This is a genomic window from Fibrobacter sp. UWB12 (assembly GCF_900142485.1).
Taxonomy (GTDB): Bacteria; Fibrobacterota; Fibrobacteria; order Fibrobacterales; family Fibrobacteraceae; genus Fibrobacter.
This window is the reverse complement of record NZ_FRAZ01000003.1, coordinates 175,392-189,645: the sequence shown is the minus strand read 5'-3', so window position 1 is coordinate 189,645 and position 14,254 is coordinate 175,392. Positions and strand designations below refer to the sequence as shown.

Below are 14,254 nucleotides of genomic sequence, written 5' to 3'. Positions count from 1 at the left end.
AGGCTGCGAAAAAAAACTTAAGGAGATTGCCATGAGCAACGAATACAGATTAAAAGCTATCAAGGAAATCGCAAGTGAAAACGCAACGGGCGTAATGCCGGCAGCACCTGCAAACATCGACTTTTACGGTGAAGACGTTTTCAACGCCGAAGCGATGCGTACCTACCTTCCGAAAGACATTTGCAAAAAGCTCTTCGCTACTATTGATGGTGGCGCACCGCTCGACCCGAGCATCGCTGGCGAAGTTGCACACGCTATGAAAAAGTGGGCCATCGATCGCGGTGCCACTCACTTCACTCACTGGTTCCAGCCTCTTACTGGTTCTACTGCAGAAAAGCACGACTCCTTCCTTGAACCCGAAGATGGCAAAGCCATCCTCGCGTTCAGCGGCAAGAACTTGATCGTCGGCGAACCGGACGCATCTTCCTTCCCGAGCGGCGGCCTTCGCTCTACGTTTGAAGCTCGTGGTTACACCGCTTGGGACCCGACTTCCCCGGCTTTCATCAAGCGTCACGGCAACGGCGCAACCCTTTGCATCCCGACTGCATTCTGTAGCTATACTGGTGAAGCACTCGACAAGAAGACTCCGCTCCTCCGCTCCATTCAGGCTTTGCAGAAATCCGCTGATCGTCTCATGGGCCTCTTCGGCGTCGCTCCGCAGAAGGTCACCGTCACGCTCGGTGCCGAACAGGAATACTTCCTCGTCGACAAGCGTTTCTACCTCCAGCGCCCGGACCTTTACCAGGCTGGCCGCACCTTGTTCGGTGCAGCTCCGGCAAAGCACCAGCAGATGGAAGACCACTACTTCGGTAGCATTCCGTCTCGCATTTTGAACTTCATGAACGATGTGGAAAAGGAACTCTGGAAGCTCGGCATTCCGGCAAAGACCCGCCACAACGAAGTCGCTCCGGCTCAGTTCGAACTTGCTCCGATGTTCGAAGAAGTGAACCTCGCTTGCGACCACAACATGCAGATTATGGAAGTCCTCCGCCAGGTCGCTGACCGCCACGGACTCGTCTGCCTCCTCCACGAAAAGCCGTTTGCAGGCATCAACGGTTCTGGTAAGCACAACAACTGGTCTGTGAACTATGGTAAGACCAACCTCTTGAACCCGGGCAAGGACCCGCACCAGAACGCCATCTTCCTCACCACGCTCTGCGCTGTGATTTACGCCGTCGACACCCACGCTGACCTGCTCCGTATGGCTGTCGCAAGTGCTGGTAACGACCACCGCCTTGGCGCAAACGAAGCTCCTCCGGCAATTATCTCCATGTACCTCGGCGACCAGCTTGCTGACGTCGTCGACCAGCTCGAAAAGGGCGATCCGAAATCCAGCAAGCAGGCTGGAGCTCTTAAGCTCGGTTCCGATACTCTCCCGCCGCTCCCGCGCGACGCTACGGACCGTAACCGTACTTCTCCGTTCGCATTCACTGGCAACAAGTTCGAATTCCGTGCACCGGGTTCTAGCCAGAGCTGCTCTGAACCGAACGTCATCCTCAACACGATCGTTGCCGAAGCATTCGACATCATCGCAGACAAGCTCGCCAACGTTCCTGCAGAAAAGTTCCACGAAGAACTCCAGAACCTCTTGCAGAAGATTGTCAAGGAACACAAGCGCGTTATCTTCAACGGCAACGGTTACACGGACGAATGGGTCGAAGAAGCTGCAAAGCGCGGCCTCCCGAACACCCGCACCACTATGGAAGCTCTCCAGGCACTCAACAAGAAAGAAAACGTCGCCCTCTTCGAAAAGTACGGCGTGTTCAACAAGCGCGAACTTGATTCCCGCTACGAAGTCAACATGGAAGACTACCACAAGAAGATTCACATCGAAGGTGAAATCGCTCGCGACATGGCCAAGGACATCATTCTCCCGCAGGCCATCGAAGCTTACTCCGCTGCCCTCAAAGCAAACGAAATGGCTCTGAACCAGGGCTTCCCGGCTCTCGATTCTTACGCCAAGCCACTTGGCGAAGGCATCAAGAAGCTCCTCGCTGCAATCGAAGTGATGGAAAAGGCTCTCGCTTCCAAGCACGAAGATATCTTGAACGGCATGCTCGACCTCCGCTTGGTTGTGGACTCTCTCGAAAAAATTGTCCCGGACGAAAAGTGGCCGCTTCCGAAATATCGTGAAATGCTTTTCATTTATTAATGAAAAGCATTGGCCGTGCGTCAAAGGTGCACGGCCTCAATGCCATTTCATCTACTAATGAAAAGTCCAACCCATTAACATTTCGAACCTCATAAATGCAGTCCGTCGGTCAAAAGCCGACGGATTTTTTGTATAGCCAACGAAAAAAAACACGGCCATCACCACACGAAACAATCACCACCCTACCCTATTACACACAAAAAAAGCCGTGCATCGTGAAATGCACAGCCTTATAGTCAACAGAGTTTTTGAATTTTTTATTAGCGCCCAGATTTAATCCCGAGCTTATTCATGCGGTAATTCATCATACGCGGAGAAACGCCCAAATCGCGCCCAGCTGCCGAGATATTACCATCATTACGCTTGATTGCTTCAGTAATGATTTCACGTTCATAATTTTCCATCATCACTTCAAGCGGTGCAATCTTATCGTTCGGAGCGCCAATCGTACCGACGCTCAAACTTGTCTGCAGTGAAGGCGGCAAGTTATAGCTATGGACGCAATCATCGGTAGCCGTAAGCACAGCACGTTCAATGCAGTTTTCAAGTTCACGAACGTTGCCCGGCCAATGATAGCTCATAAGCAAATTGATTGCCGTTGTCGAAAGGCGCTGTACCTTCTTGCCGTAACGCAGATTCATCTTTTCAATAAAGTGTTCTGCAAGCAAAATAATATCAGATTTGCGCTTCGCCAAATCAGGCATCGTGATCGGGAAAATGTTCAAACGGTAGAAAAGGTCTTCGCGGAACTTGCCCTGAGAGATAAGCTCTTCAAGATTACGGCTCGTTGCCGCCAAGAAGCGCACATCAGAATGGAGTTCTTCATTGCTACCGACACGGCTAAAAGTACGTTCCTGCAAAAAGCGCAACAACTTGACCTGAGTTTGCATGGTCAAATCGCCAATTTCATCGAGGAACAGCGTTCCCCCATCTGCAGCTTCAGCACGGCCAATACGGCGATTCAATGCGCCCGTAAACGCGCCCTTTTCATGTCCGAAAAGTTCGCTCTCGACAAGGTTTTCCGGGAGCGCAGCGCAGTTGAGCGTAATAAACGGCTTGTCCTTTCGACCGGACAAGTTCACGATAGCGCGGGCAATCATTTCCTTACCCGTACCGCTACCGCCTCGAATCAACACCGTTGCATCACTCGGAGCCACCTGACGCACTTGTTCGTACACCTGGCGCATTTCACGGCAATTACCCACAAGTTCGCCGGGATTGTTCGAAAGCATATCGCGCAACTTGCGGTTTTCTTCGAGCATCGCCTCACGTTCACCGTGAAGTTCAATACATTCGTTTGCAGCATCGCCCGTAATATTTGCAATAATTTCGAGCAACGCCACATCGCGATCCAAGTTGGTCGAACCATCTACCGGACGGTCAATCGAAAGCGTTCCGATAACTTGTCCATCATGAATCAGCGGCACACAGATAAACGCCACCTGAGATTCGTAATGGCGGCTCCCCGTACGGTTCAAGAATCTGGAATCCTTGCGTAAGTCCGGAATTACATGGCTCAAGCCGCGTTCTGCGACATGTCCCGTAATACCTTCACCCATTCGATAAGAGCCACGCTGTTTTTCAGATTCATCAAGTCCGCGCGAAGCCTCAATTTTCAGGGTATCGCCAAAGAGCAGCGCAAACGTACCGCGCAGCATTCCAAGTTCAGATTCCAAAATGCCAAGCACATTCTCGAGCAACTTTTCAACATCACGCTCGTGAATAATCGCAACGCTAATCTTTTGGATTACCGAAATTTCTGGACCTATAGAAGTGGGCATGGTCATAAGATAGTAATTCGTATTTGCGCCTTCGGCGCAGTTACTAGTTAATAGTTATCAGTTACTAGAATTTTTAAGACCTATTTTACAACAGTTCTCTGATTCTTCTCAGCGCTTCGCAGGTGCGTTCGTAATCGCCAAAAGCAGTCAAGCGGAAGTAACCTTCGCCACACGGGCCAAAACCACTTCCCGGCGTACCCACGACTTCGCAAGTTGCAAGCAGGCGGTCAAAGAAGTCGAACGATTTTTCGCCATCCGGAATCTTCCACCAAATGTACGGAGCATGCTCACCGCCGAACACCGTGTAGCCGGCCGCAGTCAATTCCTGACGAATCACACCAGCCGTGCGCATGTAGCCCGCAATCACTTCCTTCGTCTGTTGCCAACCCACCGGAGAATAAATCGCTTCGGCAGCACGCTGAGTCACATAGCTCACACCATTGAACTTGGTGCACTGGCGACGATTCCACATCGCATGGAGCTTCGAAAGTTCGTGCGGAATGACCGTATAAGCGCAACGCACGCCCGTAAAGCCTGCCGTCTTGCTGAAGCTACGGAATTCAATCGCGCAAGTACGAGCACCCGGAATTTCAAAAATCGAATGCGGGAGCGTTTCGTCCTGAATGTAGCAGTTGTAGGCGCCATCAAACAAAATCAGCGCTCCGTTTTCGTTTGCATAGTTGACAAACTTCTGGAGCGTTTCGCGAGTGAGCACCGTACCCGTCGGGTTGTTCGGGCTGCAAAGGTAAATCAACTGCACCGGATTTTTCGGCAAGTCCGGCTGGAAACTGTTTTCGGCCGTCGAAGCAAGGTAAGTTACTTCCGAGAAATGGCCATCCGCCTGGAGCACGCCCGTACGTCCAGCCATCACATTCGAGTCCAAATAAACCGGGTAAACAGGATCAGGAATTGCAATCTTTACATTTTCTGAAAAAAGTTCCTGAATGTTCGCCACATCGCACTTGGAACCATCGCTCACAAAAATATCGTTCGGGTCCATCTCGATGCCACGTGCCGTATATTCGCCACGAACAATTGCCTCGCGCACAAAATCATAACCCTGTTCCGGACCATAACCGCGGAAAGTACCCTTCACCGCCATTTCGTCAACAGCGGCATGCATGGCCTTGATGACCTCGGGAATAAGCGGAGTCGTCACATCGCCAATGCCAAGACGGATGATATCCGCATTTGCATGCGAGCCCTGATATTCCTTGATTTTCTGGGCAATGGTCGAGAAGAGGTAGCTGCCAGGAAGGCGATCGTAGTAGGAGTTAATGTAAGATTCGTTCATAATTTTTTTAGGTATTAGGTGTTAATTTTTAGGGATGTCATCCTGAGCGAAGTCGAAGGATCCAGGGTGGGGAAAGCCTTCCCCTCGCTTCCGCCGGATCGGCATCCGCTACCCTTTCTAGCGGGCTTCAATCGCCAGCCCGCAACGCCCGGCTCATTGCTAAATGCTGAATTCTCCCTTAAAGACTTCTTCCGCAGGGCCAGTCATCAGCACAGGTCCATCTTCTTCATGCTTGATGTGCAAAACGCCACCATCAAGAACAACATCTGCTTCGACGCCCACGCGGCCCGTGCGCTGGGCCGCAACGAGGGTGGCGCAGCTGCCAGTACCACAAGCCATCGTCACGCCGCACCCTCGTTCCCAAACCCGCATGCGGATTTGCGTGGGCGAAATCACCTGTGCAAATTCAATATTGCAACGGTCAGGGAACTGCTTATCGACTTCAAGAATACTTCCCCATTTTTCAAGTTGAATCTTTTCGATATCATCAACAAAAATGACCGCGTGCGGATTTCCCATAGAAACCGTCTCCGCGGTAAAATCATAGCAGTCTGCCGTAAGCTTAATCGAACCAAGGAACGTCCTCGGATGTCCCATGTCAACACACACGCGACCATCGTCCAAAAGCGTCGGGCGCACAAGCCCGCTCTTTGTGTGCAAATTGAAAACCTTCGTATCTTCGGACTTTGCAAGACCGCGACTACGGATAAACTTCGCAACACAACGCGTGGCGTTCCCGCACATCGCCGCTTCCGAGCCATCGGCATTGAAAATACGCATTTCAAAATCGACACCGTTTGCAACAGCCTTTGACGCAGGACCCGCACCACCGACACCATTAAGCACGAGGCAACCCTCGCCATCCATAGGAGTCACAAGGACCACACCATCAGCACCAATGCCAAAACGGCGGTCGCAAAGTTTAATGATACGCTGTTCAAATCCGCTGCCAAAATCCAGCGACTCACCCGGTTCCAGGAGAACGAAATCGTTACCTAACCCGGTCCATTTTGAAAAATTCATAAGCACAATCCATTGAAGGCGGTTAATTTATCGCCCCCAATATGCAAAGACCGTGCCAATTTTACAGAAATTGTTAAAAATGGCGATTTTACGCTAAAATCGGCATTTTTAAGGAATTTCAACGATTTTACAGAGACAGCATTATTTACAAAATCTGTAAAATAGCATAAGACTATTTACATTTTATGTAAAATACATAAACAAGAAAGTGTAATACAAAAACGAATAGGATCTTAGGAACAATTCCCAAATTATACACTAAGGGTCAAATATTCCAATTTTCGGAATGGAACACGAAAACAGGAAACTCACATAAGGATTCTTTTTTTCGAAAAAATAACCAACTTCAATATTCAATATAAGCATCAAGTCCAAACGAACGGCTGCACCATAGTCGAATCCCGACGAAGAAAACCACCCCACCTGCGGGCCAACAGCAATGCCGAACAGGGAGTGCAAATACTCAATATTTGGATACAGCAAAACACCATGTTCATGGTCCTTGAAATCATATACATATCTAGTACGAACAAACCACACTAGCGCATCATCCGGCGCCCACATACCCTTTACATTCTCAGGGCGTTTCTGTACATAGATGAAGCTTGCCATAGACCACCATTCCACCCCAGCCACGACCATGCTTCCACCACCAATTTCAAAGCCAAGAGGTCTCGGTAAATAGTCCACTTTTTTCTCAGGTGGAGGCACAGCACCATCTTCTGCCATGGATACACCCGGCAAGAGCAAAACAAAAACGAAAACCAGATTCCTAACAAATTTCATGATTGTGAATATATAAAATATTTTCTATGATTGAAGTTACAGAGGATGCTGCATATGAATAGGTTTATAGCGCTTGTTTTGCTTATTTCATCTATAGCTTGCGCAGAAAATGGTTTTTGGAAAGAATTTGATTGTCCTAATAAAAAGCTAACAAAAAAACATTATAGACACATCTTTTTCTGCCGGAAGGTGTGAAAATTCTTTATGTCCGTACAAAATGGTGCAGCACAGGATTGATACTTATGTATGTGGTACTGATTCATCGATAGCGTTTAAAGATGTTTTTATTTCTTTTGAACCGAAAATTTCTGGTAAATGCAAAATAGAAAAGGCCAATCTAAGATTGACGGAGGAAGGGGCCTGTATAATTTCTTATGGATCCAAAGAAGAGTATTTTTCTGTAGAAAGATGTGGCAAGGATTTCTGTCTAAAGAAATAATCATGTATAACATCTTCTAAAAAATAATCCCCGGAATTTTTTCCGGGGATAAAGTATTTTGGGTTTGCAGGGAGATTCCCGATCAAGTCGGGAATGACAATCCTGTCAATTACGCGTTGATGCTTCGCATCCAAGCCCCAACGGCTCGGTCATGCCCGTGCAAGCACGGTCGCGACTCTCGCCTTGCTAGGCTTTTACCGTCGTGAAGCTAAACGCTTCGCCGTCAGCATCATTAGCTTCGAAGCCATCGGCAGCGGCAGCCCACTTGATGGCGACTGCTTGCGTTTGGCACTTCGTGCCCAGCCTCTTCGGCTCGGCAATGTCCACGCAAGCGTGGCCGCTGCTCTCGCCTTGCGAGGTTGTCACCTGCGATGTACTTATCTCACAGCTTCAACGAAGACCTTTTCGCCATCTGCATCAGATTCCTGCAAGCCAGCAGCAGAATCCTTCCACACGATAGCGTCAGCCTGCGTCTCGCCCTTGATGTAAGATTCGTTTTCCTTCACAGCCTGCTTCAGCACTTCGCTTTCAGAATAAAGTTCAATGCTGATACGGTCAGAGATTGCAAAGTTCTGGTCCTTACGGCGGTTCTGGATGCGGTTCACGAGTTCGCGGGCCACGCAGGCGCGGCGGAGTTCGTCCGTAATCTTCAGGTCCAGAGCCACGGTGAAGTGCTGGTTGGCTTCCACGGCCATGCCGTCGGCCACGATGCGGTTGAGCATCAAGCAGTCGGCACCGACTTCACCGAAGTCGAACTTAATCGTCTCTCCATTCTGCAGAGCCTTGATTTCATCGACGCTCAGCGAATTCAGCTTGGCAGAAATCACCTTCATGTTCTTCGCGTAATCCGGGCCCTTCGCCTTGATAGCGAGGAAGTTCGGTTTGGCGGAGAGCTGCACGAGCTTGGTTTCGTCTTCGAGGAACTTCATTTCGCGAACGTTGAGTTCTTCGAGAATCAAGTCCTTCATCGTTTCAGCAACATTCTTTTCTTCGGTGCCGTGAGCAACCACCGTCATGCTGGCAATCGGCATACGGTTCTTTACGTTGTTCGTAGCACGAATCACGCGGCCCATTTCAACCATGCCACGCACCATGGCGATGCGTTCCACGAGCTTTTCGTCCATGAGGGACTTGTCAGCGCTCGGGAATTCGCAGAGGTGCACGCTCACCGGAGCGTTAGCATCGACTTCGCGAACGAGAATCTGGTAGATTTCTTCGGCGAGGAGCGGGAGGAACGGAGCGAGAATCTTGGAGAAGTCTACGAGCACCTTGTACATGGTAGCGTAGGCGGCGTTCTTGTCGCCATCGTTTTCAGACTTCCAGAAACGGCGACGGCTGCGGCGCACGTACCAGTTCGTGAGGTCATCGACCGCGGCAATCACGGCGGGCACCACGTTGTACAGGCGGTAAGCCTTCATTTCCACTTCGACCTTGGCAGCGAGATCCTGCAATGTTGCAAGCATCCAGCGGTCAAGTTCATTGTCGCTCTTGACTTCCTGACCCGGCTTCCACGTGAGCTGACCCTTAGCGGCGTCGGCGTTGTGGTTCGAGACAAAGAATGCAACAGCGTTCCAGAGCGGCAACATCACCTGCTTCACGATGCCCTTCACGCCTTCTTCGCTAAAGCGGAGGTCTTCAGCCTTCAAAGCAGCGGAGTTGATCATGAACAAGCGAATAGCGTCAGCACCCGTGCGTTCGATGAGGTCGTTCGGGTCCGGGTAGTTGCGCTTGGACTTACTCATCTTGGAACCATCTTCGGCCAAGATAATACCGTTCACAATAACGTTCTTAAATGCCGGCTTCTGGAACAAAGCGTTAGAAAGCACGGTCAGCGTGTAGAACCAACCACGAGTCTGGTCGAGGCCTTCGGCGATGAAGTCTGCCGGGAAGCTGCGTTCCACGAGTTCCTTGTTTTCGAACGGATAATGGCGGCTGGCATACGGCATGGAGCCGGATTCAAACCAGCAGTCGAAAACTTCCGGCGTACGGCGATAAACCTTGCCATTCTTTTCGATGGTAAGCTTGTCCACAAAGTGCTTGTGCAAGTCATCGAGCTTCACGCCAGTGAGCTGTTCAAGTTCTTCGATAGAACCCACGGCAATCATGTCGCCGTCATCAGAGAGCCACACCGGAATCGGCGTACCCCAGAAACGGTTACGGGAAAGGTTCCAGTCGCGGGCGCCTTCAAGCCACTTGCCGAAGCGTCCGTTCTTGATGTGGTCCGGCACCCAGTTCACGGTCTGGTTGTTTTCGACCATCCATTCCTTCAGGGTCTTGGTCACGCCGTCCTTGCTCGTCACAGGCGCATCAATCTTGAGGAACCACGTCTTGAGGGCGCGGTAAATCAGAGGAACGCCGGTACGCCAGCAGTGCGGGTAGCTATGCACAATCGTGTCCTGCTTGAACACACGGCCCTGTTCCTTGAAGTAGCGGATAATTTCCTTGTCGGCTTCCTTTGCGCCCAGGCCCTTCCACATCGGGACCTTGTCGGTGAACTTGCCTTCGGTATCGAGCGGGTCGAAAAGGCCGAGGTCGAGTTCTGCGCCCTTCTGGAAGTCTTCTTCACCGAAGGAAGGAGCGGTATGCACGGCACCGGTACCGTCTTCGGTACTCACGTAGTCGGCGGGGTAAATCTTGTAGTGGCGGGACAGCTGGTCCGGCGTCACGAATGCATCGGAGATACGGGAAAGCGGTTCGTAGTCCTTGCCCACGAGTTCAGAGCCCTTGCAGGTATCAACGATGTTCGGGTTCTTGAAGTAAGCGGCGGTACGGCTTGCGGCAATCCAGTACTTCTTGCCATCCTGTTCCACGAGGTTGTAGTCCATGTCCGGACCGACAACGATGCAGAAGTTGGAGTACAAAGTCCACGGAGTCGTCGTCCACACGAGGATGCTCGTGTCCTTGAACTTGGCTTCGTTAGAATTAATCGGGAAAATCAACGTGAGGGACGGATCCTGACGGTCCTTATAGCCCTGGTTGGTTTCGAAGTTCGAAAGCGGAGTGGCAAGAGCCGGGCTGTACGGCTGGATGCGGTAGCCCTGGTAGATAAGGCCCTTGTCGAAGCACTGCTTGAACACCCACCACACAGATTCCATGAAGTTCTTGTCCATGGTCTTGTAGCCCTTGTCGAAGTCGACCCAGCGGCCCATGCGGCGAACGGTCTTCTTCCATTCGCTCGTGTACTTGAGCACCTTGCCGCGGCAGGTTTCGTTGAACTTGTCGACACCGAGCTTCTGGATTTCGGCAACGCCCGCGAGACCGAGTTCGTTCTGCACCAAGGATTCAATCGGAAGGCCGTGGCAGTCCCAACCGAAACCGCGCGGAACCTTCTTGCCCTTCATGGTCCAGTAACGCGGAACGATATCCTTGATGGTACCGGCAAGCAAGTGACCGTAGTGCGGAAGGCCCGTTGCAAACGGAGGGCCATCATAGAATGTGTACGGTTCGGTTTCCGGACGGGAGTCCAGCGACTTCTTGAACGATTCATCCTTATCCCACAAGCCGAGCACGCGCTCTTCTATTTGTGGAAACGACTCTTCTTTCTTTACTTCACGAAACATGGTTTACCTCAAGCCCCGCAACACAGCGCTGCGGGCATTAAATTTTCGCGCGTAAAGATAGAAAATGGCTAAAGTCACGGCAATGCGCCCTCCCCGCCAAAGCAGCCAAAAACCATCTCCGTCCCCCTCCCCATATTCCTAAATAAATTCACAAAATCTGCAAAAAGCGCGCACACTGTAACAAAATTATATATATCTATTTATAGATAGGACGGGAGCAACAACACTCGACTTTCGACTTATGTAAGAAAAACGTTAGTCCTTTTTGGACTATCAAGATTTATTGTAAACCTTGAATTTACAATTCCTTGATATCTATATTAGCGGCTAATCCATTTGACAAAATCAAAAACAGAGGTACGAAAATGGCAGTAGAAGACAACTACAACGTTGGACACGTCATCATGATAACCCTTTCCGCCGCCATCGGAGGGTTCCTATTCGGTTTTGACTCGTCCGTGATTAACGGTGCAAACGTAGCGCTTAAGGGCTATTTCAATTGTAACGACATGCAGCTTGGTCTTGCGGTTTCTCTCGCTCTAATAGGTGCAGCTGCAGGTGCTTACTTCGCAGGCCGACTGGCCGATAAATTTGGACGTGTGCGTTGCATGCTTGCAGCCGCCGTCCTTTTCTTTATCAGTGCAATCGGTTCAGGTCTCCCGTTCACCATCTACGACTTCATCGCCTGGCGCGTGATTGGCGGTATCGGTATCGGTGTGGCATCTATTATCGCCCCGATTTACATTGCCGAAACTTCACCGGCGCATTTGCGTGGGCGTCTAGGTTCCATGCAGCAGTTCGCCATCGTTATCGGTATCTTCGTGGCGCTGCTTTCGAACTACATCATTGTCCGCATTTCGGGTTCAGCAAGCAACTTGATTATGGGCATTGAATCCTGGAAGGTGATGTTCTGGGTCGAAGCCATCCCGGCATTCCTTTACGGTGTCGCCGCCTGGCAGCTCCCGGAATCCCCGCGTTTCCTCGTGAGCAAGGGCCGCATGGAAGAAGCTCAGAAAGTGCTTTCGATGATTGCATCCGTCGGCATCAAGGAAAAGGCTCAGGAAATTGAAGACTCCTTCAAGACTCACAAGCCAGCCAAACTTTCTGACCTCCTCGAAACGGTCGCTGGCAAAAAGCGCGTCGCTCCGATTGTCTGGGCTGGTCTCAGTATCGCCATTCTCCAGCAGCTCGTGGGTATTAACGTGATCTTCTACTATGGTTCCATGCTTTGGCAGAGTGTCGGTTTCGGTGAAAGCGATGCATTCCTTACGAGCGTGATTTCCAGTGCCATCAACTTGACCATGACTATCGCCGCTATTCTCCTTATCGATAAGATTGGTCGTAAGCCGCTTTTGCTCATCGGTTCTGCTGGCATGACCGTTACGCTTGGCATTCTCGCGTGCTGCTTCCTCTTCGGTTCCGACGCTAGCGGTAACCTCACAGGCAATAGTGGTATTTTCGCCCTCCTCGCCGCAAACTTCTACGTGGCATTCTTTGCCGCAACATGGGGTCCGGTGATGTGGGTGATGCTCGGCGAAATGTTCAACAACCGCATTCGTGCCGTGGCAATCGCAATATGCGGGCTTGCCCAATGGGGTGCAAACTTCCTGGTCAGCTGGTCTTTCCCGGTTCTCGTCGGCAAGGACGGCATCGGCATCGGCCCGACCTACTTGATTTACACAACCTTCGCAGCAATAAGCTTTGTGTTAGTCGCCAAGCTGGTGAACGAAACCAAGGGCAAAAAGCTCGAAGCGATGTAATATCAAATATTGATTTATATCAAAGGTCCCGGAAATTTCCGGGGCTTTTTTACTTGAAATCGTCAAAATTTGTGAATTTAAGGGGAAAAGCCATACAACTTGTAGTATTGCCAAGCAGACCTTTTTTTGAGAAAAAAGGTAATTTTTTTTTAGGTGGGGTAATATCATGTATTGCAAAACAAAAAACAAGTCCTCGAAAATCGCTTTAGCATGCGTTTTCGCCTTTGGGCTCATAGGTTATTGTACTGCAGCCCCTGTCAAAACTGTACCCTGGAACGGCCACGTTGGTGCCGTAAGTTTTACTTTCGACGACGCTCTCGAAACCCAAGTTCTTAACTTGAAACCTTTGCTAGACGCAATGCCGGATGTCCATGTGACATTCTTTTTAACAGCATTCCAGGACCGCCTAAACGAAAATGCAGCCGGGTTTGCGGCCCTTGCTATCGCAGGCCATGAAATTGGAAACCACACCATATCGCACTGGCATTTACCCCAAGAAACAGACGAAGAACTTGAAGAAGATGTCGTGAAATTCGCAGACACTATCGAAGCGACGCTTGCAAAACACGGTGCCGATGTTCAAGTCATATCGTTTGCTACCCCGTTTTGCGAAAACGACGACCATGTCAAAACCATTATCGAAAAGCGGCATTTAATTAACCGCGATTGCACCTATGACGGTGCCCGAACAAAATGGAACGAAGAACCTGACTGGATGAGCATGCCGGCCAAGATATGGTCCCGTTCAGGCGCCACCGTGAACGAAATGTTAAACGCGCTGGATACAGCGGCATTCATTGGCAACTACGCAAACGCCAACCCGCTAGAACCCCAGATAACCGAAGGCACATGGCTCATTGTTTTACAGCACGACGTTTCTGAAAGGTTAATCGACAATTACGCCATCAACCCTGATGACATCAAGGCTCTTTTTGAGCGTGCCGTCAGGAATAAACTTTGGGTAGCACCAATCGGAACTGTAGGCGCCTACCAGCGCGCACACTTTGTTTTTGATAACGCTTTGATGACAAAAACAGATGACGGCTACAGCGTAAAATGGAAAATTCCAAACGAACGCATGCCCAAAAGCGTACCGCTCCGCGTACGGATAGATACGACGCGAGTCAGTAGCAAAACAATCATCGAGCAAGACGGAAAAGTTCTCACCCCCGAAAGCGATGGTTCCTACATTATCGAGTTCATGTCCAAAAGCCTCATATTGAAAAATACAGGAGAAGTTTCAATACCTAAGGCAATAAAGGCAACGCAAAACAAGCAAGCATACAAGTATACGCTATTTGATATAAAAGGACATAAACTTGAGAAGATAAACGATTTTGCAGTTCCAGAAAGATATCCGAAAGGTGTTTATTTTATTCGAGCAGAAGCAAACGGAATGCCGACAATCACGAGGAAAGTTGCTAGATAAAGCAATCGACATTTGCGCAAAGCACACAGA

General features: G+C 50.2%; 9 protein-coding genes. 3 read left to right on the top strand and 6 right to left on the bottom strand.

The window, feature by feature from the left end; genetic code table 11:
* The first annotated feature begins 31 nt into the window (after nt 1-31).
* Nucleotides 32-2,152 (top strand): glutamine synthetase III family protein, encoded by a 2,121-nt coding sequence (locus BUA34_RS05630; RefSeq protein WP_072827761.1) that lies wholly within the window; start codon nt 32-34, stop codon nt 2,150-2,152.
* A 260-nt stretch (nt 2,153-2,412) separates the two neighbouring features.
* Here BUA34_RS05630 and BUA34_RS05625 read toward each other — a convergent pair whose 3' ends face one another.
* The 6 genes from BUA34_RS05625 to ileS all read right to left on the bottom strand — a co-directional run bounded on the left by BUA34_RS05625 (nt 2,413) and on the right by ileS (nt 11,035).
* A complete protein-coding gene (locus BUA34_RS05625) occupies nt 2,413-3,933 on the bottom strand; it encodes a sigma-54-dependent Fis family transcriptional regulator (protein WP_254794342.1) in 1,521 nt (506 codons plus the stop codon).
* Nucleotides 3,934-4,018: 85 nt separating this feature from the next.
* Complete coding sequence (locus BUA34_RS05620) at nt 4,019-5,227, bottom strand: LL-diaminopimelate aminotransferase (protein WP_072827759.1); 1,209 nt, start codon at nt 5,225-5,227, stop codon at nt 4,019-4,021.
* A gap of 159 nt (nt 5,228-5,386) precedes the next feature.
* Nucleotides 5,387-6,250: a diaminopimelate epimerase gene (gene dapF / locus BUA34_RS05615; RefSeq protein ID WP_072827758.1), complete on the bottom strand. Its 864-nt coding sequence runs from the start codon at nt 6,248-6,250 to the stop codon at nt 5,387-5,389.
* A gap of 258 nt (nt 6,251-6,508) precedes the next feature.
* On the bottom strand, nt 6,509-6,979 hold the full coding sequence (locus BUA34_RS05610; RefSeq protein ID WP_139255883.1) for a hypothetical protein: 471 nt from the start codon (nt 6,977-6,979) through the stop codon (nt 6,509-6,511).
* A gap of 682 nt (nt 6,980-7,661) precedes the next feature.
* Nucleotides 7,662-7,841: a hypothetical protein gene (locus tag BUA34_RS15705; RefSeq protein ID WP_139255882.1), complete on the bottom strand. Its 180-nt coding sequence runs from the start codon at nt 7,839-7,841 to the stop codon at nt 7,662-7,664.
* 11 nt (nt 7,842-7,852) lie between these two features.
* Nucleotides 7,853-11,035 (bottom strand): isoleucine--tRNA ligase, encoded by a 3,183-nt coding sequence (gene ileS, locus BUA34_RS05605; protein ID WP_072827756.1) that lies wholly within the window; start codon nt 11,033-11,035, stop codon nt 7,853-7,855.
* 365 nt (nt 11,036-11,400) lie between these two features.
* Here ileS and BUA34_RS05600 point away from each other — a divergent pair, with 365 nt between their 5' ends.
* Complete coding sequence (locus BUA34_RS05600; RefSeq protein WP_072827755.1) at nt 11,401-12,795, top strand: sugar porter family MFS transporter; 1,395 nt, start codon at nt 11,401-11,403, stop codon at nt 12,793-12,795.
* A 166-nt stretch (nt 12,796-12,961) separates the two neighbouring features.
* Nucleotides 12,962-14,224 carry a polysaccharide deacetylase family protein gene (locus tag BUA34_RS05595; protein ID WP_072827754.1) on the top strand — a complete coding sequence of 421 codons (1,263 nt, stop codon included), beginning with the start codon at nt 12,962-12,964 and terminating at the stop codon, nt 14,222-14,224.
* Nucleotides 14,225-14,254 lie beyond the last annotated feature (30 nt).